At 47.5% G+C, this 24,625-nt stretch carries 22 protein-coding genes and 1 other RNA gene; 5 read left to right on the forward strand and 18 right to left on the reverse strand.

Annotation, left to right across the window (positions count from 1 at the left end):
• Positions 1 to 6: 6 nt before the first annotated feature.
• Entirely contained in the window at positions 7 to 2,007 is a 2,001-nt protein-coding gene (locus ACRYI5_RS04170) for a cation:proton antiporter (RefSeq protein WP_448224389.1), read from the forward strand.
• 72 nt (positions 2,008 to 2,079) lie between these two features.
• On the opposite strand, the gene ACRYI5_RS04175 is transcribed toward ACRYI5_RS04170, so the two are convergent.
• The 3 genes from ACRYI5_RS04175 to ACRYI5_RS04185 all read right to left on the reverse strand — a co-directional run bounded on the left by ACRYI5_RS04175 (position 2,080) and on the right by ACRYI5_RS04185 (position 3,216).
• A complete protein-coding gene (locus ACRYI5_RS04175; RefSeq protein WP_407880629.1) occupies positions 2,080 to 2,310 on the reverse strand; it encodes a hypothetical protein in 231 nt (76 codons plus the stop codon).
• Positions 2,311 to 2,453: 143 nt separating this feature from the next.
• Positions 2,454 to 2,672, reverse strand: coding sequence for a CsbD family protein (locus ACRYI5_RS04180; protein WP_407880630.1), 219 nt, complete (start codon positions 2,670 to 2,672; stop codon positions 2,454 to 2,456).
• 163 nt (positions 2,673 to 2,835) lie between these two features.
• Positions 2,836 to 3,216, reverse strand: coding sequence for a winged helix-turn-helix transcriptional regulator (locus ACRYI5_RS04185; protein WP_407880632.1), 381 nt, complete (start codon positions 3,214 to 3,216; stop codon positions 2,836 to 2,838).
• Positions 3,217 to 3,419: 203 nt separating this feature from the next.
• Between ACRYI5_RS04185 and ACRYI5_RS04190 the strand changes: the two genes are divergently transcribed.
• Genes ACRYI5_RS04190 through ACRYI5_RS04200 form a run of 3 tightly spaced genes read left to right on the forward strand, consistent with a single transcriptional unit; the run spans position 3,420 to position 4,794 of the window.
• Positions 3,420 to 4,169, forward strand: a complete 750-nt coding sequence (locus ACRYI5_RS04190; RefSeq protein WP_448224390.1) for an SDR family oxidoreductase — start codon at positions 3,420 to 3,422, stop codon at positions 4,167 to 4,169.
• 11 nt (positions 4,170 to 4,180) lie between these two features.
• On the forward strand, positions 4,181 to 4,477 hold the full coding sequence (locus ACRYI5_RS04195; protein ID WP_448224391.1) for a putative quinol monooxygenase: 297 nt from the start codon (positions 4,181 to 4,183) through the stop codon (positions 4,475 to 4,477).
• 20 nt (positions 4,478 to 4,497) lie between these two features.
• Entirely contained in the window at positions 4,498 to 4,794 is a 297-nt protein-coding gene (locus ACRYI5_RS04200) for a putative quinol monooxygenase (protein WP_448224392.1), read from the forward strand.
• A 269-nt stretch (positions 4,795 to 5,063) separates the two neighbouring features.
• Here ACRYI5_RS04200 and ACRYI5_RS04205 read toward each other — a convergent pair whose 3' ends face one another.
• The 12 genes from ACRYI5_RS04205 to ACRYI5_RS04260 form a co-directional block, all read right to left on the reverse strand.
• Complete coding sequence (locus ACRYI5_RS04205; protein WP_448224393.1) at positions 5,064 to 6,416, reverse strand: glucose-6-phosphate isomerase; 1,353 nt, start codon at positions 6,414 to 6,416, stop codon at positions 5,064 to 5,066.
• A gap of 230 nt (positions 6,417 to 6,646) precedes the next feature.
• Positions 6,647 to 7,537 (reverse strand): GRP family sugar transporter, encoded by an 891-nt coding sequence (locus ACRYI5_RS04210; RefSeq protein ID WP_448224394.1) that lies wholly within the window; start codon positions 7,535 to 7,537, stop codon positions 6,647 to 6,649.
• Between the two features lie 57 nt (positions 7,538 to 7,594).
• Positions 7,595 to 8,620, reverse strand: coding sequence for an ROK family glucokinase (locus ACRYI5_RS04215; protein WP_407879644.1), 1,026 nt, complete (start codon positions 8,618 to 8,620; stop codon positions 7,595 to 7,597).
• Positions 8,621 to 8,908: 288 nt separating this feature from the next.
• The gene (locus ACRYI5_RS04220) at positions 8,909 to 9,232 is read right to left on the reverse strand and encodes a nuclear transport factor 2 family protein (RefSeq protein ID WP_407879642.1); all 324 of its coding nucleotides are present in this window, start codon (positions 9,230 to 9,232) and stop codon (positions 8,909 to 8,911) included.
• Between the two features lie 149 nt (positions 9,233 to 9,381).
• Positions 9,382 to 10,494: a CHAP and LysM peptidoglycan-binding domain-containing protein gene (locus ACRYI5_RS04225; RefSeq protein WP_448224395.1), complete on the reverse strand. Its 1,113-nt coding sequence runs from the start codon at positions 10,492 to 10,494 to the stop codon at positions 9,382 to 9,384.
• Positions 10,495 to 10,872: 378 nt separating this feature from the next.
• Positions 10,873 to 11,490, reverse strand: coding sequence for a TMEM175 family protein (locus ACRYI5_RS04230; protein WP_448224396.1), 618 nt, complete (start codon positions 11,488 to 11,490; stop codon positions 10,873 to 10,875).
• Positions 11,491 to 11,595: 105 nt separating this feature from the next.
• Positions 11,596 to 11,962: a transfer-messenger RNA gene (gene ssrA / locus ACRYI5_RS04235) on the reverse strand.
• 127 nt (positions 11,963 to 12,089) lie between these two features.
• Entirely contained in the window at positions 12,090 to 13,469 is a 1,380-nt protein-coding gene (locus tag ACRYI5_RS04240; RefSeq protein WP_448224397.1) for an Nramp family divalent metal transporter, read from the reverse strand.
• Between the two features lie 533 nt (positions 13,470 to 14,002).
• Positions 14,003 to 14,512, reverse strand: a complete 510-nt coding sequence (locus ACRYI5_RS04245; protein ID WP_407879634.1) for a MarR family winged helix-turn-helix transcriptional regulator — start codon at positions 14,510 to 14,512, stop codon at positions 14,003 to 14,005.
• A 265-nt stretch (positions 14,513 to 14,777) separates the two neighbouring features.
• A complete protein-coding gene (locus tag ACRYI5_RS04250) occupies positions 14,778 to 14,951 on the reverse strand; it encodes a hypothetical protein (RefSeq protein WP_407879632.1) in 174 nt (57 codons plus the stop codon).
• A gap of 139 nt (positions 14,952 to 15,090) precedes the next feature.
• Positions 15,091 to 18,525, reverse strand: a complete 3,435-nt coding sequence (locus ACRYI5_RS04255) for a mucin-binding protein (protein WP_448224398.1) — start codon at positions 18,523 to 18,525, stop codon at positions 15,091 to 15,093.
• A 251-nt stretch (positions 18,526 to 18,776) separates the two neighbouring features.
• Positions 18,777 to 19,484 (reverse strand): nuclear transport factor 2 family protein, encoded by a 708-nt coding sequence (locus ACRYI5_RS04260; RefSeq protein WP_448224399.1) that lies wholly within the window; start codon positions 19,482 to 19,484, stop codon positions 18,777 to 18,779.
• 452 nt (positions 19,485 to 19,936) lie between these two features.
• Here ACRYI5_RS04260 and ACRYI5_RS04265 point away from each other — a divergent pair, with 452 nt between their 5' ends.
• The gene (locus ACRYI5_RS04265; RefSeq protein WP_407879626.1) at positions 19,937 to 20,272 is read left to right on the forward strand and encodes a hypothetical protein; all 336 of its coding nucleotides are present in this window, start codon (positions 19,937 to 19,939) and stop codon (positions 20,270 to 20,272) included.
• 40 nt (positions 20,273 to 20,312) lie between these two features.
• On the opposite strand, the gene ACRYI5_RS04270 is transcribed toward ACRYI5_RS04265, so the two are convergent.
• The 3 genes from ACRYI5_RS04270 to glmM all read right to left on the reverse strand — a co-directional run bounded on the left by ACRYI5_RS04270 (position 20,313) and on the right by glmM (position 24,624).
• Positions 20,313 to 21,020 carry a glucosamine-6-phosphate deaminase gene (locus ACRYI5_RS04270; RefSeq protein WP_448224400.1) on the reverse strand — a complete coding sequence of 236 codons (708 nt, stop codon included), beginning with the start codon at positions 21,018 to 21,020 and terminating at the stop codon, positions 20,313 to 20,315.
• 216 nt (positions 21,021 to 21,236) lie between these two features.
• The gene (gene glmS / locus ACRYI5_RS04275) at positions 21,237 to 23,054 is read right to left on the reverse strand and encodes a glutamine--fructose-6-phosphate transaminase (isomerizing) (RefSeq protein WP_448224401.1); all 1,818 of its coding nucleotides are present in this window, start codon (positions 23,052 to 23,054) and stop codon (positions 21,237 to 21,239) included.
• A 217-nt stretch (positions 23,055 to 23,271) separates the two neighbouring features.
• Positions 23,272 to 24,624, reverse strand: coding sequence for a phosphoglucosamine mutase (glmM, locus tag ACRYI5_RS04280; protein WP_448224402.1), 1,353 nt, complete (start codon positions 24,622 to 24,624; stop codon positions 23,272 to 23,274).
• Position 24,625 lies beyond the last annotated feature (1 nt).

Here is a 24,625-nt window from a genome sequence, read left to right on the forward strand (position 1 = left end):
TCACTCATGACCAGTACCTTTTTTGTACTTTTGATCCTTATCGCCGTCGTCTTTTCGGTCCTCGTGCACCATCATGCTGGCTTCCTGCCACTACCACTGTGTTTTATCGCGGCGGGACTCGTTTTATCACTATTTCCGCTGTACCACAATTACATTTTTGATCCTGCGTTATTCTTATTCTTTATTGTGGCGCCGCTCCTTTATAACGAGGCCCAATCCGCCTCACGTTATTGGATCGGCCGTGGGGCCATCAACATTGTGTCATTATCCATTCTGTTAGTGATCACGACCGTTGTGGTGGTTGGCGCGGCGCTTCACAGCTTATTTGCCTTCCTACCACTCAGTTTAGCCTTTGCCCTTTGTGCCATCGTCACACCGACCGATGCCTCGGCTGTCAGTGCCTTTGCAAAACCCAATCCAGACCTAAGCATTCCGTTTACGATTCTTCAAAACGAGTCACTCTTTAATGATGCTTCCGGATTTGTGGCCTTTGACCTTGCCTTACTAGCCTTCACAACGGGAACCTTCTCGGCAACAAACGCGTTTAGTTCCTTTTTCGTTCAGTTTATTGGTGGCCTTCTCTGTGGTGCGATTATTGGCGCGCTCTTCTATGGCGTGCGGCAGTGCCTGATTATTTGGGGTGATGACAGTCCGTTTATCATGATTGCACTGGAGCTATTGGTGCCATTTTTGGTCTATTTTACGGCCGAACACTTTGACCTCTCCGGTATTCTGGCGGTGGTCGCTGCCGGCATCGTTCAGGGACTAGAAAACGATCATTTACAACTCATTTCCACCCGCATGCAACTGGTTCGGAGTAACATCTGGGACCTGGTCGAGGAAGGTCTAACCGGAATCGTGTTCATTTTTCTGGGGATTTCCCTGCCAGCAATCGTCGCCCAAATCATCCTTAAACGTCCTGGTTTTCTGTGGGTTCTCCTCCTCATCGGACTTTCGTTGTACGGGCTAAAGTTCCTCATTCGGTTACTGTGGGCCCGTTACCTTGTTTGGATGCACGTATCTCGTGACCACCGGTGGCAAGACAGTTTACTCATTGCCGTCAGCGGAGCCAGCGGAACCATCTCCTTATCACTGGCCTTTCTCCTGCCAACAATTAGTGGTGCTCACGTCCTCATTGACCGAAATGCGCTTATCTTTATTGTTGCCGTTGTTATTTTGCTCAGTTTAACCGTTGCCGCAATTACGGTGCCCCGGATGACCGCCCTTCCGCCTGAGGAAGTTGTTAAACCGATGTCGCAATGGACCCGCGAAATGGTGATGGTTGCCATGAATACCGTTCGTAGTGACACTGATCATCCAGCAGAAACGCAAATTGTCCTGGATGCATTGAGTCAACAACTTCACCAAAACGCACGTTTACACCGGCGACAGCGCCACATCCTGTACGAATACGCCGCGGCCGCTGAACACGACGCCATTGAGAAACTCTACAACGACGAAAAGATCAGTCATTCTGAACGCAAGTACTACCACCAGTTCATTGATCTGAACTTACTGTCAGCGGACACCCGCCCCTGGAAAAACATCTGGCTTCGGCTTCGCTTCAGCATTAACATGACCCGTTACCAAAATGTTACTGTCGGTCAAAACGTCTTTTTCACCACCCCGGTCATCACGGAACAGCGCTATTGGCAAAAACAATTTGATGTCCATGGCGAGGATATTCGGCCCATTGAGGAAGCCGGTTTTCAAGCCGTCATGAAGGCTCTTAAACGCTATCGCCGCGCTCATGGTGGCACAACTTCCGTTGAGCTTCACGCCGTTCAACGCTTTTACCGGGAACGCCACCGGCGGATGACCATGCCTGAACCCGATGCACGCATTGTTTATCAGCTGTTCTTGACCGCATTTCACGCTGAGTATGAGTATTTTCAAACTGCCATCACGCGTGACAACCTGAGTTTAGAAACCGCTCAACATTTGCAACAACACATCATCTTCGACGAAATGGCGTACATTCAAAATAACGACACGTTTATTCGGTAATGCACCCAAATCAAAATCGGCGTGCGTCCTTTTCATCGAGGGCGCACGCCGATTTTGATTTAAGCCGATTCATTATGCATGTAAGTAGGTATAACTACCATTTGAGTTTGCCCGGAAAGTGAACTCATGATCCTGTGCATCCACACTCCGCCAACGTGACAATCGGTAATGCAAGGAATGTCGTTCCTTTAGCTGATACGCCACTAACCGCAGTGTTCTGGTAACGTCATCATCCGCACGGGTCGCGGCGCCGCGAAGCACCCGGTGTAAATCAGCTAAAAATTCGTTGGCATTTGTAATCATGGCAATTCCTACTTTCTTGATGAACATCAATTATTTATAGTTCCCATTTAAAAGTAGTTAATCCCCTTTCGCAAAAAATCTGCTTTCACAACAATGGCCCTGCCTGATGGTTTAATCCACCTGGCAGGGCCACTTTAAGTTGGTTAGCGGTCTAACTTTTTCTTTGCTTTGTCCGCCAGTTTCCCAGCTTCCTCGCTAAGCTTTCCCGTTACCTTTTGGGTTTCTTCTTTGGCCTTCCCTAATAGTTCTTGGCCCTTACCCTTTGCTTCTGTTTGTTCATCACCCGTTACATGGCCAGCAGTTTCCTTGGCCTTCCCAACCAGTTGATCCTTTTTAGCATCCACTTTATCGTCTAGTGCCATACGCTTACCTCCTTGAACAATTCGGTGAGTTATCAAAAACTAAAGGCTCGCAGTCCTTCATACTTACAGTGTAAAGGCTGACTACTCATGACGCGAATAAACTGCTTCTGTCGACAAACTAAAATGGCCCCATTATTTGGGCGCCATTACCGCTGGTAACTGATTAATGCTCATACCCGTCGTGATCGGGAAACAATAAGTTTGCGTTCTTCCCCTGAGCCTGCAGGATTTTAATCCGGTCTTCGCCCCACTCGGACATCGCAATCAGCACACTGTTTAACGATTTTCCGTATTCGGTAACTGAATATTCCACGTGTGGGGGAACTTCATTGTAGACCTTCCGGGCGATGATGCCATCATTCTCCAGTTCACGCAGTTGATCCGTTAACACTTTTGGTGAGATTCCGGCAACGGCACGGCGCACGTCCGCCGTCCGCATCGGGCCGTGCCCCAGGTGACACAAAATCAACGGTTTCCATTTATTTCCCATAACTGCGAGTGTGGCTTGAACACCATTTTTATAAATCGTTTGTGGTTCGCTCATCCGTGGTCCTCCTCTGGTGATTATAGGAAAAGGCTACACCATTTGCAGGTAAAAATAAAACAATAAAATGGGCCGCCTAACTCGAGCTGGTGCACAAAACTTACCTTAAAGTGCCTTAGTAAGCTTAAAGTGCGTAATTGTTTCTGAGTCTCGGTGCAGTAAACTAATCAACATCAACACGGAAAGCGAAGGCTCAGTTTAAAATGGAAAACGTAAAAGATAAAGTCGTTATCATTACCGGTGCGTCAAGCGGGATCGGTGCTCAAACGGCAACACTACTCGCAGAGCGCGGCGCAAAGTTAGTTTTAGCAGCGCGTCGTGAAGAAGTGCTGGCAACGTTAGCAAACAAGTTAATCAGCACTTATCAAGCAAACGTTATTTACCAACCAACGGATGTGACTAAATTGGCCGAAGTTGAATCACTGATCACCTTGGCAAAACAGCATTTTGGTCGCATTGACGTCCTTTTCAACAACGCTGGGTTAATGCCCGTTTCAATGCTCCGTGATGGTAAGGTCGACGAATGGGAAGCGATGATCGACATTAACTTAAAGGGTGCCTTGTACGGCATTAAAGCGGCATTACCAATAATGGAAGCTCAGCAGAGCGGCCACATCATCACAACGGATTCTGTGGCCGGTCACTTTGTTGGCTTAGGATCAGCCGTTTACTCCGGCACAAAGTATGCAATGCGGGCTGTGATGGAAGGCTTGCGGTCCGAGGAAGTCGGTAAAGGAATCAAGTCAACGTTGATTTCACCAGGGCATGCCCAAACAGGATTAGCCTCAACCATTTCTGACCCTGAGTTACGCGCTGCCGTCCTGAAAAGCGAAGCGGAAACGGGGTTAACAGCAACGGACGTCGCTACAGCCGTCGTGTATGCCATTGATACGCCGGCTAACGTCGGTATTAACGAAGTGATTTTACGGTCCACAGCACAACGAGATTATTAAGGAGCACCATGATGAAAACAATTAACGCAACGGTTCACGTTCAACCCGGAAAAGAAGCAACCTTTATGAAACTAGCCCAGGCCTTAACGACCAGTTCGCGGGCTGAAGTGGGCAACACCCGCTTTGATCTCTATCATCGTCACGCTTGCAACAGTGACTTTGTCTTTGTTGAAGTTTATGCGGATCAAGCAGCCATCGTTGCCCACCGTGATTCGGCCCATTTCCAAGCATTCTTAACGGCATTAGCACCGATTACAAATGCATCAATGGACGTCATGATTTTTGATGGTCTTGGCGCAACGGAATAATCAATTAGAGGAGAAAAACAATGATTACAATTAATGCGACAGTTTATGTCAAACCAACGGACGTTGATGCTTACTTAATGTTCACAGACGCCCTTATCGCTGGCACCCAAAATGAACCTGGTAACTTACGCTACGACATGTATCAATCCGTTGAACACGCGGGTGAATTCGTGTTTATTGAACAGTATGCTGATCAAGCCGCACTGGATGCACATCACGCAGCCACGCACTTTACGGACTTTCTGGCTCAAGTTACGCCACTCCTGAGTCACGACATGGACGTAAAGGTCTTTCGGGAACTTCCAACAGCCGAATAAGTGACGTGCTGTCACCTATTTTAAACCCACCATCGGTATATTGATGGCGGGTTTTTGGTCGTTTACATTCTCGCTTTGTTTCAAATGCTGACTTGCCGCACTACCTGCAAACGGTGGACTCACGGCAAAGAAAAAAGTCATCCACGAACGGATGACTTTTCGATACAGGCTAATGCAATTTCTCCCGATGGCAACCAATATGGCAACCACAAGGACGAAGAAACTAAGTGAGTGCATACCTGTTTTGACACTTAATTGTGCGCTAGTCCCTAGTCCTGCACGCGGTTCTGGATTTCTTTCGTTTGTTCTTCGAAGCCAGGTTTTCCAAGCAAGGCAAACATGTTTGTCTTGTATGCTTCAACCCCTGGTTGGTTGAATGGGTTGATTCCGTTCAGGTAACCAGAGATCCCAACAGCAATTTCGAAGAAGTAGATCAGGTAACCCAATGAATATTCCGTTTGGTCAGGAATGTGAACGGCCATAACCGGAACATCACCATCAGTGTGAGCCAACGTAACGGCGCGGAAGGCTTGCGTGTTCACGTAATCCATTGTCTTTCCTTCAAGGTAACCAATTTGGTCCAAATCGCTGTCTTCTTCAGGAATATCAATGTCGTAATTTGGCTTGTCAACCTTCACAACCGTTTCCATCAGGTTCCGCCGACCCTCTTGGATGTATTGTCCCAGTGAGTGTAAGTCCGTTGAGAAGTTTGCACTTGATGGGTAAATGCCCTTTTGGTCCTTCCCTTCGGATTCACCCATTAGTTGCTTCCACCATTCGGAGAAGAAGGCCATGGTTGGTTCGTAGTTTTCAAGCAATTCCGTTGTCTTCCCCTTACGGTATAAAATGTTCCGTAAAGCGGCGTAACGGTAGGCGTCGTTTTCTGTTAATTTGTCTGAGGTATAGGCAACAGAAGCATCGGCGGCCCCCTTCATCAGTTGGTCAATGTCAGCGCCAGAAGCGGCAATTGGCAATAAACCAACGGCACTAAGAACTGAGAAACGACCACCAATGCCATCAGGAACAACAAATTCTTCGTAACCTTCGGCGTCTGATTCCGTCTTCAAAGCACCACGAACACGGTCCGTTGTGGCGTAAATCCGGTCTTTAGCACCGGCTGCGCCATACTTTTCAATTAACTTGTCCTTGAAAATCCGGAATGCAATGGATGGTTCCGTTGTTGTCCCAGACTTCGAAATCACGTTAACAGAAAAGTCACGGTCGCCAATAACGTGGATCAAATCATGCACATAGGAAGATGAGATGGAGTTCCCGGCAAAGAGAACTAACGCACCCTTCCGTTCACTGGCTGGTAATGCCGTGTAAAATGCTTCATTTAAAAAGTCAATGGCAGCACGAGCACCCAGGTAAGAACCACCGATTCCGATCACAACCAACACTTCTGAATCGCTTTGAATCTTCTTAGCAGCAGCCTTGATCCGGCTGAATTCTTCCTTATCATATTCAGTGGGAAGATCGATCCAGTCGCGGAAGTCAGCGCCTGCACCTGTACCATTCCGTAGTTCTGAGTCTGCGGCGGTAACCATTGCCTGCATTTCACCCAGTTCATTGTCTTGAACAAACTTCTTCAGATTGGAACTATCAAACGAAATATGTGCCATGCTTTTTCTACCTCTTTCTTTCTATGATTACGATTACAAGTATACACTAAAACGGCGACAGGTGGGCAATGAAAGCCAATCCATAAATTGGTATATACCAAAACCAAATGATGCTTACGGTGTAGAAGCCCACTGTTTAAACACCTAGACCAATTAAAAAAACTTTGGTCTAGGTTTAAAAAAAAGACCGCTGAACAATTTGTTCAGCGGTCTTTGCTTTTAATTCTAGTTTACATGGTTCCTAACATGATCCCACCGGCAATGATCAGTACCGATCCAATCACAATGTTAACCATTTCCCAGTGCGTCTTCCGTTCGCCCAAAAGCCAAATTGAACCAAAGGTGGAAATGATGATTCCCATTTGGGCCATTGAGTACGCAACGGCCAGCCCCACTTTAACGGTCGCTAAGAACATGAACAGGTTCCCAGTTCCCCAGAAGAGCCCGGTAATGATGTTCTTCCATGTTGGCAACTGCCACATCTCACGACGAGCACCAATCATAATCACAAACACCAACGCACCGATAAACATTCCGATTGATTGTGGTAACACAACAGCATGGGTGAACTTCGTTGGGTCACCAACGCCGCCCCACTTTTCAAACGACTTAATGATCCCGGTGTAAATGACGTAACCAACGGTTGAATATGTCAATGCTCGAGCACCGGCTGCCGTGTTGTCACTTTCTTCGGGATGAACATTCCGTTTATCCCGCCGTGACGTTAAGGTTGCACCAATGATCAACGCAATGACAGCAATCGTGCCAAGGGTGTACTGCTTACCAGTCACCCATTCATGGAAGATAAGTACCCCAACCAGCGCGTTCCCGGCCAGTTGCAGTCCTGTTGACAGCGGAATCGTTTTGGATACCCCAATGGCCTTCATTGCAGTAAACTGACCACTTTGACCAACGACCCACAACAATCCGGATAAGATTCCAGCGATCCACACCTTTGCGTCGAGTGCTGGCTGGTAAATGAACCAGGCGATGATTCCAAAAACCACGGCGCCCATCGTCATTCCTAACGTTTGTTGAGCAGCTGAGCCACCCAACCGTCCTGAAACAAGACCAATACTCCCCCAAGCAACAACGGGGATCAGTGCAATAAGAATACCCATGATTCAACGTTCTCCAATTCTAATTCTCTCAATGTCTTTTTATGCAGTACGATTCAATTAGTCGGTTACAATGGCCGCTGTGCTAGCAACCTTGGCGGAATCCGTCAGGTCGCTGTCATCGGCAAACCGTAATGCCAGTGAGGAAGCACCGATCACACCGGCGTCATTTCCAAGTTTAGCCAAGCGTAGTTTTGTTGAGGCGCGAACCGTTGCGAAAGCCTCTTTTTGGAAGTTTTCGTCAACAAGATCCAACAGGAATTGGCCCGCAGCAGAAACACCACCACCAATAACAATGTAGCTTGGGTTTAACACATTCCCAAGGTTGGCAACGGCCAATCCAAGGTATTGGCCGACTTTCTTCGCCACTTCGTTTGCCAAAAAGTCACCCTGCTTGGCTAAATCAAAGACAATCTTAGCGGTAATTTCATCACCGTTATCAACCATCTTCTTTAGCTTAGAATTACCAGCATATTCCTCAGCAAAATCATGTGCTAAATGAACGATCCCGGTTGCAGACGCGTACGTCTCTAAACAACCGTGTTTCCCACAGGTACATAAATAACCACCAGGTTGAACCGTCACGTGGCCAACTTCACCACCGGCACCGTTAACACCATGCTGCAAACGACCGCTGGCGATGATTCCACCACCAACCCCGGTTCCTAATGTAATGAAGTCCACGTCAGCTTCGTTATTACCTGCACCCTTCCAGCGTTCACCAAGTGCAGCAACGTTTGCATCGTTATCCAACGCAAACTTCATGTGTGTGCCAGCTTCGATCTGTTCCTTCGCATTCTGAGTGGTCTTCCAGTTCAGGTTGTAAGCCGCTGTTACTGTTCCGGCTTTAAGGTCAACCGTTCCCGGCGTTCCCATTCCGATCCCAACAAAATCGGCCGCAGCCATCTTGTACAAATCCAGGTGGTGATTAATAGATTGGATGATGTCAGGAATGATGTGTGATCCCTCGTCTAAGATGTTCGTTGGAACGCTCCATTTTTGTTGAACATCGCCATCCAGTGTTAAAATCGCAAATTTGATGGTTGTCCCGCCAAGGTCAACCCCAATCAATTTCTTCTTAGCCATAACTACATTCTCCTTAAGTCGCTCAATCTAATCGATCCTGTAAAAGGTTTACGGTTTATTCTCTTACAATGTAAGCGTTTTTACAAGCCTTTTTTACACATTTGTTCAAAAAATGTAACCGATAACATTATCGAAACACAATCATTTAAAGGATTCACGCCGCTGGCATAGACCACGTCATTTCAAAATCAAAAAGAAAAAAATTTTCATTGTCAACTGACCATTTTTGTGCATAAAAACAAACAACGCCCTGACTTTTTAAGTCAAAACGTTGCGTCATTGTTCACACTAATTTGGTTCAATAACCAGTGAAACAATTTTATCATCTTTTAATGTGAAGCGAAGCGGACCAGTTCCGTTAAAGCCTTCACCAGTTACCGTAATGTTTAAGATCCATTCAGTCGCCGATACCTGTTCACTCCCCACAACTTTGAACCGTGAGTGTTTACTGATATTATCGGACTGAATCCAGCCAGCCACTGCTTTTTGACCGTTATATTCGTTTCCCCAGTCGTTCACAGACCCATTTTCTGCAAACGTTGCCAACATTCCGGCCGCGTCCTCTGCATTATTTGTTTCCACAAACGTCGTTAATACTTCAGGAATTGCCATTTCGTTTCCTCCATGATGCATCATTATTAGGATCATTCACGGGTAGTATACAATATCCTTGTTCAAAACTGAATAATTAGCACCGTTTTAACAAAACAAAAAGGTCACCCATTTAATCATGGGTGACCTTAAGTTTAATAAGTTAATGCTTAGAAGTGGATGTAACCAGCAGCTTCGCTAGTTGAGATCGTCCGTGAATGTGAAGGTAGGCCTTCGAAGTTACCTTCGATGATGTTAACCGTACCGTTCCCGTTAACGCCAGTTACGTAAGCAACGTGCATGTAACCGAAGTAAGCAACTGAACCGGCTGTTGGTGTGTTGTTAACAGCAATTCCGCGAGCGGCAGCTGAAGCACCCCAGGCGTTACCATTACCTAAGTAAGAGTATTCACTGGCTGAAACACCTTCAGAGCCCAAAATTGCGGCAACAAATGAAGTACATTGGCCAGCTGGGTACCCGGCATAGCCATTGTAGAAACCGGCCTCACCGGCAGCCATTGCGCCAGTACCAGCAGCAACAGTTTGTGTTGACGTTGTTGTTGTGTTTGTGTTAGTTGTCGTTGTGACATTTACATTGGTTGGTGCTGCGGCAGCTTGTGAAGCTGGAGCTTGGCTAGCTGCTGGCGCTTGACTAGCAGCAGGTGCTTCACTGGCAGCTTGGCTAGCTGCTGGTGCCTGACTAGCAACACTTGCAACTGACGTAGCAGCTGATGGTTGTGCGTCAGAAGTTGCTGAAGCAGCGTCGCTTGTTGCAGCAGAAGTTGCTGAGGCAGCTGACGTTGCTTGACTAGCAGCTGAAGGTGCTTGGCTAGCAGCACTTGCTTGGCCAGTTGTGTGCAATACTTGACCAATGCTCAAAAGACCATCAGCACTTGATAAACCATTAGCGTTCATCAAGTCAGCAACAGAGACACCGAGCTTTTCACTGATTGTTGATAACGTGTCACCGGATTGAACCGTGTAGTCACCGTTAGCATCAGTCTTAGCGGCTTGTGAAGCAGCTTGGCTAGGAGCAGCTTGTGAAGTCGTTGATGTCTTGCCATCAGGAATGATCAGCGTTTGGTCGATTTGGATCAAAGCTGGGTTGTCCAAGTGGTTTGCCTTGGCAATGGCATCAATTGTTGTGTTGTTCTTTTGAGCGAAAGCCCAAACAGTATCACCCTTGATTGTCTTAACAGTTGATGCATTGGCAACGCCGGCAGTAGCTAATAAACTAACTGCAACCGTTGAAGTAAGTAACGTAGCTTTTAACGCTTTATTCATTCTTAAAATTCACTCCTAAAGTTTTCATTGTGACAATCTTAGTTACGATTTCTCTAAGATTTCTTAATTACCTAACAGGTTATATTTAACTACGAGATCACCTTAATTACCATTACAAGGAAATTACAATCATATGTCGCAAACTTTCAGGAATTAATAGTTAATATTTTATACTTTATCTTTGCTCACTTTGAACGTTATTGTCGAACCTAAACCTTTTCATTTCGATGCCCTCAATTCCCCGCCATGAGTGGCCTAGTTACAGTCAAGTTTGGGAACATAATCAGTCAATTTAATTGTGTTCCCACCTTATTTAATAAAAGCCTAAACGACAAATCATCCCGCACATTTATTTTCAAGTTTGCTTCGTTTGAGCAACTAATTCACGAAAAAGTTAATCAGCGGCAATGCTAAGTACAGGCCCATGGCAAGTCCAGGCAACCACCAAGCCAGTCCGATAAGGGCAACGTTAATGGCAAGTGTGATTGCGACAAGCGTGAGCACTTTTCGGTCTGAATAGTACGTTCCGGTTGTTTGCTTGTCCCATAGCTTCCGATGACTTTGTCGTGTAATCACCAGTTGGAACAAACTTGTGATCAAGTAGACGATACCAAGATTCAACACCGCAACTCTGGACGTATCGTTAATTACCCACTTGGTCATGACTGGCAGTAACGATAGTGACACAAGGTACAAAAAGTTGATCGTCAAATCTGTTTTATTGAAGGCTTTCACGATCGCGTATGCATTATGGAGTTGGTACCAAAAGCCCCCAACCATAAAAAAGCTGATGATAAAAATACCAATGGATTTTAGAAACATTAAGTAGTTTCCCTCCGTTGGTAGCGGAATCTCCAAAACCATAATCGTGATAATGATGGCAATAACGGCGTCGTTAAAGACTTCCGTATGTTCCCGCAGCTTCTGCCCATCATCTTTTCGCAGCATTGCGATTTGTTGGTGCAACTGCTCAATCTCCGTTTGACTCTTCGCCATAAGTTTTAACCCCGTCTTTGTTAATGTCATAAAAAAAGAGCCAGGAGATTAACCCTGGCCCTCATAACTTTGGTGATTGCTATGGATGTGACCACAAACAATCATGAATGGAGGTGGCGGGGATCGAACCCGCGTCCAAGCATATCGCCACCCGAACCTCTACGCTCATAGCTAAACCATTTAAAGTTCACTGACCAAAACGCCGTTTAGCAAGGCAACCGTGATCAGCTAAGTCTGATTAATCTCTTCTGCGCACTTCAGACGGGAGCTTGCAGCGTAACCCATATTTTTGAGACCCGCAACCCGCCACCTGGGCCGTAACGGACGGATCTACGTCAAGCTGCAATTAAGCAGCTAAAGCGTAAGAATTGTTATCTTTTGCAGATAAAAATTAGGTAGCGTTTTTACGTGGCCGCAACCCACGAAGCGCAGTTCAAGCTCGACCTATACCTGTCGAATCCAGAACACCCCCAAAAAGGTGCGTCATTATCATACCACGCACCGTGGTAAACGTCTACGTTAACGATTATCACCACAAAAAAACCGTTGGCGTGAATTTTTCATCACGACAACGGTTTATAACGCCTCATTTGCGTTCATCAGCCGGTAAAGACTCCGACGATCAACCAGAGGTTTAGGATAATTAAGATGGCAGTGACTAACCACGCGGTCCACTTGACCCACGCTTTGTTTTTAAACTCACCCATCAAGTTTTCGTTACTGGTATACATAACTAGTGGCACCATGGCAAACGGCAATGCGACACTCAAGAACACCTGTGAAAATGTCAGCAGGTTTTCAATTTTCGCTTCATCACCCTTGTAGATAACGGCAAAGATCAACACTGGCGTGATGGACATTAACCGGGTTAGTAACCGTTGCGCCCAGAGTGGCACCCGCAGGTGAATGAACCCTTCCATGATGATTTGACCAGCCAGGGTCCCGGTAATGGTTGAACTTTGACCAGAAGCCAGTAAGGCAATGGCAAACAACATACTTAGGATTGGACTCGCAATGGCACCAACGATCTTTGAGTTGCTCAATGCGTTGTAAAGGTCAACGAAGCGCCCAAGATCACTCTTTGTGCCAAAGAACAGTGCGGCCCCCAAGATCAACAGTAAACAGTTAACCACAAAGGCCAACGTCAATTGAATGTTTGAGTCAGCCACCGTAAACCGAATGGCCTTTTTCACGCTATCGCGGTCGTTTCGATCCAACGCGCGCGTTTGTGAAATGGATGAGCCAAGGTACAGGTCATGGGGCATAACCGTTGCCCCCACAATCCCCAAGGCCAAGTACAGCATTGGTTTATGCGTCAACATTTCACCAGGATGTGGGACGAAACCGGCCAAAATTTCTGGAACGTGTGGCTGGGCCAGGATAACTTCGTATAGGAAAACAAACAGAATGACGGCCACAAGGGTTGCAACCACCGCTTCAATTTTCCGGAAGCCCATTTTCATTAAGAATAATAATAGCAAGACGTCAAACGCTGTAATGATCAACCCAACAATTAGTGGGAACCCAAACAGTAATTCTAACGCGATCCCAGACCCAATAATTTCGGCCACATCGGTCGCCATAATGGCTAATTCAGTAATGATCCACAGGAAGATTCCCATCCCCTTGGAGGTTCGTTCGCGGGTAATCTGTGCAAGGTCTTTTCCGGTAACAATTCCCAGTCGAGCAGACATCGCTTGCAGCAACATTGCAATCAAACTCGACATCAGGATCACACTGATTAGTGCATATTTATACTGTGCCCCACCGGCAATTGATGTAATCCAGTTACCTGGATCCATGTAACCAACGGCGATCAAGGCTCCAGGCCCCGTATAAGCCATCAACGTCCGGAAATATCCGGCGTGTTGTGGCACGAGGATCGACCCGTTAACCTCATCTAAACTTTTGGCATGGTCCCCTGTGGTGTTCACAAAGCGATCTTTATCACCATGCTTCTTATCGTGCTTCTTGCTCATGTTCGTGCCCTCTTTTCCGTTTTGATCCCTGATAAATCAGGTCTAATCCTTTAAAGATGGTCGCTAGCGTTGCTTCATCAAAAAACAGATCAATCCACCAGTGGCGGCTTTGATTAGCTTTTTGCTAATTCAACGTAACATCGGACCGTTGGCCCCGTTAAACTTATTTATTTACCGATTCCAAACGTTCACTCCGTCTTTGAGAAATTTGTGACTCTTTCAAGCCCTGTAATACTATGTGCCGAAACCGCCGAAATTACAAGCCCCAACGTTCATTTGAAAGTGGTTACAATTGATTTTTCTAAAAAAAAGTTTCGCCATCGCTAACTTTTCACTTTTTTCAATTTGCCGACCAATAAAATAACACGACCCCTTCCCCATGATTTAGGAAAAGGCGTCGTGTTAATCGCTGCATTCAATTAATGACACGTCTCAATAAACGAACTCATCGTATCAATCCGGTCGAAAATGCCGTTGATCATCAACAAATCGTGACCATCAGCCCCGTTGACAATCGGGCCGACCATGACTGTTTAGCTATCCTGATGGTTCTCGTCGGCAAACCGATCACCAAAGGCCCGGATAAACTTCAGCACTTCCTTTGCCTGATCCTCACCAAACGCGTTGATCCAAGAAGTAAATCGCCGGGTAACACGCTCACTAATAACATGTTCAGCCTGTTCACCCTTCGCTGTTAAGCTGAGATTCATCCGCCGCCGGTCATTTACGTCTGCCACCTGCTTGATGAGTCCCTTCCCGAGTAGCGTCCGGATCTGTCTGGACACGGCACTCCGCGTCACCGCTCTGCGCGCCGCAATCTCCATCAAGGTTAAGTCCGTCTCACGCGAAACATCATGCAAAATCAAATACTGTTCAAATGAGATGTGATACTCCTCAGCGGGACGTGAGACAAATTCATCGAGGTACTTCAAAAAATGAATGTACACGTCAATCGATTCATTGAGTAAATCGTCGTTAATGGCCCCCGTCTTTTGCTGGGAGCCGTTTACACGACGTTCATCCGATCCTTGTTCATCGGCCATTCTTGTTCCTCCACTTCTTAGCGCGGTCGGACGTTAGCGTCTTGACCATCAACCGGTCGTTCTATTCCTATAATTATAGTCAAGATTGAGCAAACGCCCACTAAAAACACTTTTAAATCGCGTTTTCTGCCGTTCCACTGCAACATTAACCGCAAGTCTGCGCAGGAAAAGAGGTCGTGGCGACCGCTCGAAGCAGGATCAGAGTTCTCAATAACCTAAACATGACACCTTTATCAGTATGGCTAACCACACAGCTCGTTTTACCTTACTTTCGCCATTGCTTGGGGCTCCATAAGGTTCCCTCCATGGCGCCACGCAAACTATCAATTTCATCCTGCTGTGTCTTTAACCGCTCAATGGCTGCCTCGATCACCACTTCATTAGCTGGTGTTTTTAACGCCGTCAACTGATCAATGATCCAAGCACTCTGATCCTCCATGAACACACCTCCCAAATAAGCCTCGTTCTGGGCAAGTGTAACACAGTCCTTCACCTTTAGCTGTTCACAAGGCTTAACCAAGAAAACCACCTCACCAAAATTATGGTGAGGTGGTTTTCTAACTGCGATCAACACTTGCTTAGTTAGTGTGTTTCTTCCGTTTACCGGCAAATAATAAGGTTCCCGCGCCTAGTAGCAACAGCCCCCAAAGTGAGGTCGGTGCTACCGTTGCTTGTTCACCTGTCTTTGGTAAGTCAGCCTGGGCCACTGACTTCGTGGCCGCCGTGGTTGGCGTCGTTTTTACGTCCGGTTTAGATTCTGTGCCAGGCGTCAGTGCTTCACCAGGAAGACTTGGCTCGCCTGGTGTTGGTTCACCTGGTACCACGGACGTCCCTGGCTCATCAGGACCAGCTGGTTCAGTTGGTTCTGCCTTATAAACCACCGTTGCTTCATAGTCTGCGCTATCGGCCGTTAGTCCCGTGATTTCTGGAATCATGGCTTGATCTGGCACGTAGCCCACGATCTCTGGCGATTGCTTTTCATCAAACGTCGTGTCATCGTTTTCTGCGACCCACGGACTGTAGCTCAAGACTTCACCCGTGATTTTGTCATACGTTGCGGTCCGCGTAAACGTAACCAGATCGTCCTTATCATCGGCCGCTGTGGTCCCGTCTGCGTAAACGTAATGAATTGTTTCATGAATTTCATGGGTCAGGTCTAAGTTTTCAGGGTTCTCACCTGGCGTATACGTATCCGTCCCGTGCGTCAAGTGGACGACAAACTGTTGTGGTGTGGCGGTTCCCTGATTATAGAAGACCCCGGTCGCTGGATAATTATCGCTCACCAATTCATACCCGTGGTCCTTGTAATCATTAATTTGGGCAGTTGTTCGGTATTCATCCGTAGTGCCATATTTACCCTGAAGTGGCTTCGTCAACAACGTCTTTCCCGTTACATCATCAATATACGTCACGGTGGCGTTTTCAGTGTTTGCTGTGTAAACGACGGTGTGGACTTCATCGTTAGAATCAGCAGTCACGTTCAGCACTTCAGCGATTGCAGCCTGGTCCGGTGTATAGCCTGTAATGGCTGGGGACACCTTTGTTTCAAACGTTGTCTTCCCGTCATCGGCCACCCATGACCCAGGCGTTACTTCACCGGTCACTGTGTTGACGCTCATTGTCCGCGTGAAGTTAACGGTGTCCGTCACGGTTGGCGCCGCCGTCGTACCATCTTCATAAACATAGTGCACGGTTTGGGTCACCTGTTTGGTGTCATTTTCATCAAAAGCGACACCGTGAACAAAGTGCACCTCAAACCGCTGGGTCACACCCGGTTGGTCGTACACCACCCCGGCGGTTGGGTAGTTATCACTCACAAGGACATAGCCTTGGTTTTCGTACCCGGCGATGGTCGGAGCCGTTTTGTAGTCATCCGTTGTCTTATAAGCCCCAGTCAGTGCCTGTGAATGAAGTGTCTCCCCTTCGGTATCGTCGATGTACGTCACCGTTGCGTGCTCGACGTTGGCCTTATAGATTACCGTGTGAACCTGATCCGCAGAATCCGCTGTGATCCCGGTTACTTCAGCGATTGCAGCCTGATCCGGCGTGTAGCCCGGAATGTTTGGTGAGGTCTTTGTTACAAACGTCGTGTCCCCGTTATCGGGAACCCAGTCACCATGCGTAATATCACCCGTTACTGGGTTAGTCGTGGATGTTCGCGTGAAGTTCACCACATCCGTCACCGTCGAGGCAGCGGTTGTGCCGTCTTCATAAACGTAGTGAACGGTTTGGATAACCTGTTTTGTTTCCGGTTCATTAATCACCGTACCATGTTTAAAGTGAACTTCGTAGGCCTGGACCACATTCGGTTGGTTATACACCACCCCACCGGTCGGATAGCCATCACTCACCAATTCATATCCCTGATCTTCATAGTTCTTGATTGACGCCGCGGTGCGGTAATCACTGGTTGTGCCGAACTGACTAGTCAATGGATCAATGTGCAACGTTGTGTTTGTGTCGTCATCAATGTACGTGACGATGGCGTGTTCGTTATTGGCGACATAAACGTACGTGACACTGCTCCCTTGGTCTGGCAAGGTCCCAGTTGACGCAAGGCTGTTAGTGGCCATTTCTTTAAACGTGTAGCCAGGAAATGCTAATTGAGTCGTTGCGTACCGATCACCAACGTAATTTGTGCCGTCAGGATACGTTGGGTTAACCGTTTCTGCGGCCAGTGATGTGCCATTCTCATCAACGTAGTGAACAGTCACCGCACTGGTCTGGCGGCTGAAGTGCACAATGATCTCACCAGGAATCGTCGTAAACGTAACTTGCCCACTGGCACTGTCATACTCGGTGTCTGCATCCGCAATTGTGGTTACGTGTTGATAGCCCTTGCCTAACCCCTGCACCGTTTTGATGCCTTGGTTAATGGTGGACGCAGCATCCGCCGTGTCCGCAACGTCACCATCAAGCTCGTCTTCATCAATAATTTCACGGCCATTATCCGTGTCATCGACGTACTTCACGTGCACCGTTCCCTTAGCCACGTAGTTAAACTCAATTAGTCGGTACTGTTGGAGGTTCTTTGAACCACCCGTGGCCGCGCTGATAAGAAACGCGTACGCCTTGGTTGGATCGCCCCACCGGGTAATGTCCGTTGTCCAGCTTCGCCCGTCGTAGTCAACCGTCATGAGGTGCGTTGCCCCATCGTAGTTGACGTCAATATCACGGAACTGACCATTTGGGTAGTCGACTGCTTTGGCATCATCATTTGTGCTGCGATTATCCTGGTAGGTTTGGGTGACGTTTTTATCATCCGTGTACATAAAGCTCCCGAAAGAATCGTTACTAAACCGCGATGGATCAGTTGACCAGTAACCGGGTTCTGACCCGTACGCATTGTGGTACGTGTCCACCTTGTAACCAAAAGCGTTGCTTAAGCCACCGATCCCCATGGCGTTTCCGGCGGCACCAACGCTATCCGTATCCCCATCATGGAATCCGAACCCGATGCCGTCTGCACCCTTTGGATTAGAACCGGTGTTAATTTGCCCCTCTAAATTAAAGCTTTGGGATAAATCAATTTTATTTTCAAGCGTTGCGTTCCCCGTCCGGTTGTTTTCATCCGGTGTCAACGTCAAAATCCCGGTGTTTTTATCATATGAAGCGGACCCATTCAGGGCAAAGTAATCTTCAAAATTATCCTTTGTGACTTCCACGCTTCCAGGCAGTGTTGAGGCCCGTTGACTCGGCGTTACAGCGGCCGTTGTTGCTGCTTGTGAAGCTGATGACTGTGCGGCTTGCGAGGCAGGCGTGCCCGTTGCAGTTGACGTTGCGGTCGTTGTTGAAACCGCTGATGTTGGTGTTAACGTTGCCTGACTGCTGGTCTGATCCGTCGCGTTTGCCGGTGCACTCGCCGTCGTTTGTGCCGGTGCCACCGTTTCGTCCGCCTGCGCAGTTTGCGTGCCATAAACCATCAAGCTAATGGAAAATAGCGTTATGCCCGCCGTCACCCATTGCTTACCATGCTTATACATCTTAAAGTGTCGCGCCTGTTCAGAAGCCATTTTCATATTAACCCCTCACTCTTTCTAGCTTAATAAATTATATGATGAAATAATAATTCTTATAACAACTCCATTTTGTCGTTTCAGAGCGCGATTTCCTTTCAAAATTGTTCAATGCAAGCAACTTGATGATATGAAAATCCTTGAATAAATCGACCATTTAAATTCAAACCATTCAGTCGGGCATCAATTAATCCCGTCAAAAAAGGCAGTTTACTCGTTTGAGTAAACTGCCCTTTAATGTAGACCAATTAAAACATCGGGTGGTTATTCGCGCTATGATTGGGAAATGGTTGTTTAACGATCCAGTGCTCAACCAACCGTTCATCCCGGACCCGGAAGATGTCCACCTCTGCCACCTTGTCGCCCGCGGGGTCATCCTGCCGCATAACGTGGAGGTACACCAGGTCATCCCGGCTCCCAACACTAACCACGGTTCGTTGCGCGACCCGCAAGCTCCCGTTGGTTCCAAACAACGGCGCGTAGAACCGGAGCATGGCATCGGCCCCATCCGTGATGCTTGGGTTATGCTGAATCAAATCGGGCGCTAGATAACGCGCCACCGCTGTGACATCGTGGCGATTAAAGAAGTCATTCCAAAAGGCCACGACTAACTGGCTGTTTGTAAATGGCTCCAGATCCGGCCGCTCATCGTCATTCAGTAATTGTAAGCTCCCACTAATGGCTGTCGGTTCTTCAACCGTAAACTGAACTCCGGTCACCGTGTGGCGATTAAGGTCAAGGACAAGGCTCATCGGCCCTTGATCACCTGACCAGTTCAAACTGACTTGTCCTTCGTTTAGCACGGTCATTTGTAATGGCTGGTGCGTCTTTGTCAGTTCTGGTTCAACAAGTGACCGCCACGCAATGTGTGCTTCGTCTTCAATTGTAATGATCAACTGGCGGCCATCCATCAATCGTAACAACACCTTACGGCCGTTCAGTGATTTTCCCATCATAACACCCCCTTGCATCAGTTGCGTCGATTATGAATGTAAGTGCCGTCCGTCGTGGAGACCAACGATACCCAGCACAACCATGATCACAATCGTAATTCCGGCAATAATTGCTAATTCAACTTGGAAGCCCATATGCTCATCTCCCCTTTCGTTACCTTTATTTTAACCGATTTGCGCCGTTTTGTAATCGCTTACACCTCGAGCGAGCTAAACTATTTCCAGTTAAAAACAATTTACCTGAATTTATGATTTTATATTGACAGCGCTTACATCAACCGCTAAACTATTTCTTGTAAGGTATTTAGTAATTACCTTCTAATCAATTCTCTTTCTCTCTTATGCCGGCCACCATCGTCAGATGGTGGTTTTTTGTTTCCTCATAAAAAGACTGCCCACACATCAGAAAGCGTGCGATAATGGGTATACAGACTTTTTAAGCGGAGGACATTAAAATGGCAGAAGAACCTGCACAATTAGACCAACCTGGCCATGAATCCCTGGATATGATTGAAGAAATCACCCGTAACGACGGCACCCGGTACATGGAGATCGGCAATACGGTTCATAACGGCCGGGCTGAATATGCTGCGGAACACGGCTTCATCAAGGAAGTTCGGATTTTAAAGTTAAACATCCCTGAATCTGCCAACGTGATCAAGTATGAAGATTACATCAATCACCATTTTTTAATGCAAGGGTGGGACATGACAGAATGGCAGGAATGGCTTAAAACAGATGCCATTCAGGCAACTGTTGACGCCATCCTGGCGGAAAACCAAGTCAGTTAAACACAAAAGGAGCCGACCATGTCGACTCCTTTTTTTGATGCTATTTACTTAATTTTGATGCCGCTGCTTCATCAATGATCACGATTACATCATCATGGTTTTGCAATGCACTGGCTGGCAGGTCAGGCGTTACTGGTCCTTCGATCATGGCCTTAACGGCGTCAGCCTTTTCAGCACCGTAGGCTTCAAGAACAATCTGCTTGTCCTTCATGATGGAGCCAATTCCCATGGAATAAGCGCGCTTTGGCACTTCTTCTTCGTTATCGAAGAACCGGGCATTTGCTTCAATTGTTGATTCCGTCAAGATGACTTCGTGCGTCGTTGAATCCAGTGGCGTGCCGGGTTCGTTGAACCCGATGTGCCCATTACGACCCAATCCCAGAATTCCTAAATCAATTGGGTTATCTTCGATGATCTGGTCGTAGCGCGCTGTTTCAGCAGCTGCGTCACTGTTTAAGCCATCAGGAACGTATGAGTGCGCAAATGGCTTCTTGTTAAAGAAGTGTTCGTGCATGAAGTAGTTGTAACTTTGGGGATGGTCAGGGCCTAAGCCCACGTATTCATCCAAGTTAACGGATGTGCAGTTACTAAAGTCCAAATCTGAGCTCGTAATTTCGTCATACGTTGAAATTGGCGTGCTCCCTGTTGCCAAGCCAAACACCTTGGCCCCATTTTCTAACGCATTCTTGAATACTTGAAATCCTTGCTTCCCGCCCTCTGCAGGATCTTTTACAACAATAACCTTCATGACGTGTCTCCTTTTCGCTTATTGGTATAGTCCAATTATAACAAGCTTTTAAACTTTTTCAAGCCCCAAGTGCATTTTATTTCTAATTCCGATCACGTAACGGCAGTCCCCCCCGACCACGTAAAAAACCAACTGACCGCCCGCCTTGGGGATCAGTTGGTTTTTAGACAGCCCGGTCATAAGACCAGCCGTTAACACGCTAAACGTGGTTTCCCACTATTGAACCGTCACACTCTTCGCTAGGTTCCGTGGCTTATCCACATCCAAGCCCTTCGCCAAACTGGTGTAATAGGAAATCAATTGGGCTGGAATGATCGACAGCAAGGGACTCAGTAATTCATCAACGTCCGGCAAGATGATGTCATCATGACGATCGGCAAGTTCTTTGGTTACGATGGTCATGATGTGACTCCCACGGGCAGCTGTTTCAGCCAGGTTACTTCTGGTCAAGCCAGCAGTCTTCGCCTGCGTGATGATCCCAATAACCGGCGTTTCTGCTTCAATCAGGGCAATTGGCCCGTGTTTAAGCTCACCAGCGGCCACACCCTCTGAATGAATGTACGTAATCTCTTTTAGTTTCAGTGAGGCTTCAAGGGCCACCGCAAAATCAAGGCCCCGGCCAATGTAAAACGCATCGCGTTGGTGCACAAAGTTTGTTTTTGCGACCGCTTCAAACTGTTCCTTTTGATCAACCAATGACTGAATCCCGTTGGCAACCAACCCTAATTGACCGATCACATCAAAGTTAGCAGCCTCTGGGCGGGCTAACGCATCCCCCAGCCCCTTGGCAACCATGGCTTCCACTGCAATTTGTGCCGTGTACGCCTTGGTTGAGGCAACAGCAATTTCAGGTCCAGCCTGAAGCAACATCGTGTACGTTGCTTCCCGTGACAACGTTGAGTTTTGCACGTTCGTCAACGTTAAACTGTGGTACCCCAGTTCATTAATGTGCGTCAAAACTTCCCGTGAGTCCGCCGTTTCACCACTTTGACTAAGAAAAATAAAGAACGGGTGATCTGATAGTAGCGGCGTTTCGTACGCAAATTCAGAGGCCACGTACGCCTCCGTCGGAATCTTTGCCAGTCGTTCAAAAAGCCGTTCACCAACCAACCCGGCATGGTAACTGGTCCCGGCAGCAACGATGTATAACCGATCCGCAGCCTTTAAGTCAGCTAACAACTCAGGTTCTAACACAATGGCGCCATCAGGATCAGCATACGTTTGGACCAGTTTCCGCATCACGGCTGGCTGATCATCAATTTCCTTAAGCATGTAATGTGGATAAGTACCCTTATCGGCTTCACTGGCATCCATGTCAACGTGGAATGACGCCCGATCAATGTGGTGCCCTTCAGCGTCCTCAATGTCCACGTGGTTTGGCGTTAAGATCATGATTTCACCGTCCTGCATTTCGATAAAATCATGCGTGTAGTCCAGCATGGCGATGGCATCAGAACAAACAACGTTGAACCCGTCACCAACACCAACAAGCAACGGACTCTTATTCTTGGCGACAAACAGGGTGTCTGGTTGTTCACGGTCCATCAATAAAAAGCCGTATGCTGAATCGCCAACAAGATACAGGACCTTCCGGAAGGCCTCTAACGTCGTTAAGTGTTCTTCGCGAACAAAGCGGTCAATCAGTTGAACCACGACCTCTGTATCCGTACTACTCTTGAACGTTACGTCACTGAGGTATGTTTCCTTCAGTGTCACGTAGTTTTCGATCACGCCGTTATGAACGAGATAAAACCGTTCATCAGCGGAGACCTGTGGGTGCGCGTTTGCGATGCTTGGTTCACCATGGGTCGCCCACCGCGTATGTGCGATCCCAGTCGATCCGTGAACCGCTGGTGTTAAGGCATCAACAAGGTCTTGCACCCGGCCCTTTTCCTTCACCAAATAGTCCGCACCATTTTGATCATTAACGTAGATTCCAGCTGAATCGTACCCCCGATACTCTAACCGACGGAGTCCCGTCATCAGCATCGTCACAGCTTCTTCATTTCCCGTAACACCAACAATCCCACACATAAAAAAATCCTCGCTTATAAATTGGTATAGACTATTATAAAAGTCCTTTTCGTATGTAAAATATTATAATACTACCGTTTTGCCAAAGCAAATGAATCCACCGATTTAAAATTGGTCTATATTATTGTTTCGAAATCAAAACGCATCACCCACCAGCAAATAAAAAAGATGGCGCACCTTTTTCGGTGCACCATCGTCTTCGGTGATTCATTTAAATTTAGTTAGCACCCACTGTTTTTCGAACAACATCAGCAATTTCATCAACGTAACCGTCAACAATTTCCTGTGTTGGTGCTTCCGCCATCACCCGAAGCAGTGGTTCAGTCCCACTTGGCCGAACGAGAACGCGACCGTCACCGTGCATCTTTTCTTCAACGGTGGCAATGGCTGCTTTGATCTCTTCGTTTTCTAAGGCCGCCTTTTTATCAACGACCTTCACGTTAACCAACTTTTGAGGGTAGGTCGTCACATCGCTGGCCAGTTCGGACAGTTTTTGGCCCGTGACCATCACAATGTACATCAGCTGAAGGGCCGTCAGCATTCCGTCACCAGTCGTGTTGAAGTCAAGGAAGACCACGTGACCAGATTGCTCACCACCAACGTTGTACCCGTTCTTCACCATTTCTTCGACCACATAGCGGTCACCGACTTTGGTTTGAACACTGTGCATGTCATGGCTTTCCAAGGCTTTATACATGCCAAGGTTACTCATGACCGTGGTTACAACGGTGTCCTTTTTCAAGCGGCCGTGTTCGCTCATGTACTTCCCACAAATGTACATGATCTTGTCACCGTCAACGATGTTTCCCTTTTCGTCAACTGCAATACACCGGTCACCGTCGCCGTCAAACGCAACCCCCATGTCAGCACCCTTTTCCAACACAAGTGCTTGCAGTGCTTCAGGATGGGTCGATCCGACACCATCATTAATGTTCAATCCGTTTGGTGATGTGGCCACGGTTTCAAAATCAGTATCAACGTCTGCAAACAACCGGGACACTAACTTGCTCGTTGCACCGTTAGCAGCATCCACCGCAATGTGCAACCCCGTTAGCTTATCTGGAATCGTCTGAGTCAAGAATTGGGTGTACTTGCTGACCCCTTCCTGATAATCTTCAACGGTCCCTAAGCCGGCTGCTGATGGCCGTGGTAATGTATCTTCAGGGGCGTCCAATAGGGCTTCGATTTCTTCTTCCATGGCGTCTGACAGCTTAAATCCGTCGCCACCAAAGAACTTGATCCCGTTATCAGCCACCGGATTATGTGAGGCTGTAATCATCACCCCGGCGTCAGCCTGTTGGACACGAACAAGGTAGGCGACCCCAGGCGTTGTGATGATGCCAAGCTTCAACACTTCGATCCCCACGGACAGTAGTCCGGCAACCAGTGCTTCTTCCAACATTTGTCCGGAAATCCGTGTGTCGTGTGCCACCAACACTTGGGGTTGGTGATCCTTATCGGCGTGTTCAGTTAGCACAAACCCACCGGCCCGGCCAAGCCGAAAGGCAAGTTCAGGGCTTAAATCTTGGTTGGCAATTCCACGGACACCGTCTGTTCCAAAATACTTCATT

It is taken from the genome of Furfurilactobacillus sp. WILCCON 0119 (genome assembly GCF_053471565.1).

Coding starts and splice junctions, on each gene's coding strand:
- glmM (WP_448224402.1), bottom strand. CDS start 24,624: ATGAAGTATTTTGGAACAGACGGTGTCCGTGGAATTGCCAACCAAGAT.
- ACRYI5_RS04255 (WP_448224398.1), bottom strand. CDS start 18,525: ATGGCTTCTGAACAGGCGCGACACTTTAAGATGTATAAGCATGGTAAG.
- ACRYI5_RS04265 (WP_407879626.1), top strand. CDS start 19,937: ATGGCAGAAGAACCTGCACAATTAGACCAACCTGGCCATGAATCCCTG.
- ACRYI5_RS04190 (WP_448224390.1), top strand. CDS start 3,420: ATGGAAAACGTAAAAGATAAAGTCGTTATCATTACCGGTGCGTCAAGC.
- ACRYI5_RS04220 (WP_407879642.1), bottom strand. CDS start 9,232: ATGGCAATTCCTGAAGTATTAACGACGTTTGTGGAAACAAATAATGCA.
- ACRYI5_RS04215 (WP_407879644.1), bottom strand. CDS start 8,620: ATGGCTAAGAAGAAATTGATTGGGGTTGACCTTGGCGGGACAACCATC.
- ACRYI5_RS04270 (WP_448224400.1), bottom strand. CDS start 21,020: ATGAAGGTTATTGTTGTAAAAGATCCTGCAGAGGGCGGGAAGCAAGGA.
- glmS (WP_448224401.1), bottom strand. CDS start 23,054: ATGTGTGGGATTGTTGGTGTTACGGGAAATGAAGAAGCTGTGACGATG.
- ACRYI5_RS04250 (WP_407879632.1), bottom strand. CDS start 14,951: ATGGAGGATCAGAGTGCTTGGATCATTGATCAGTTGACGGCGTTAAAA.
- ACRYI5_RS04225 (WP_448224395.1), bottom strand. CDS start 10,494: ATGAATAAAGCGTTAAAAGCTACGTTACTTACTTCAACGGTTGCAGTT.
- ACRYI5_RS04185 (WP_407880632.1), bottom strand. CDS start 3,216: ATGAGCGAACCACAAACGATTTATAAAAATGGTGTTCAAGCCACACTC.
- ACRYI5_RS04175 (WP_407880629.1), bottom strand. CDS start 2,310: ATGATTACAAATGCCAACGAATTTTTAGCTGATTTACACCGGGTGCTT.
- ACRYI5_RS04170 (WP_448224389.1), top strand. CDS start 7: ATGACCAGTACCTTTTTTGTACTTTTGATCCTTATCGCCGTCGTCTTT.
- ACRYI5_RS04180 (WP_407880630.1), bottom strand. CDS start 2,672: ATGGCACTAGACGATAAAGTGGATGCTAAAAAGGATCAACTGGTTGGG.
- ACRYI5_RS04200 (WP_448224392.1), top strand. CDS start 4,498: ATGATTACAATTAATGCGACAGTTTATGTCAAACCAACGGACGTTGAT.
- ACRYI5_RS04245 (WP_407879634.1), bottom strand. CDS start 14,512: ATGGCCGATGAACAAGGATCGGATGAACGTCGTGTAAACGGCTCCCAG.
- ACRYI5_RS04210 (WP_448224394.1), bottom strand. CDS start 7,537: ATGGGTATTCTTATTGCACTGATCCCCGTTGTTGCTTGGGGGAGTATT.
- ACRYI5_RS04195 (WP_448224391.1), top strand. CDS start 4,181: ATGAAAACAATTAACGCAACGGTTCACGTTCAACCCGGAAAAGAAGCA.
- ACRYI5_RS04230 (WP_448224396.1), bottom strand. CDS start 11,490: ATGGCGAAGAGTCAAACGGAGATTGAGCAGTTGCACCAACAAATCGCA.
- ACRYI5_RS04205 (WP_448224393.1), bottom strand. CDS start 6,416: ATGGCACATATTTCGTTTGATAGTTCCAATCTGAAGAAGTTTGTTCAA.
- ACRYI5_RS04240 (WP_448224397.1), bottom strand. CDS start 13,469: ATGAGCAAGAAGCACGATAAGAAGCATGGTGATAAAGATCGCTTTGTG.
- ACRYI5_RS04260 (WP_448224399.1), bottom strand. CDS start 19,484: ATGATGGGAAAATCACTGAACGGCCGTAAGGTGTTGTTACGATTGATG.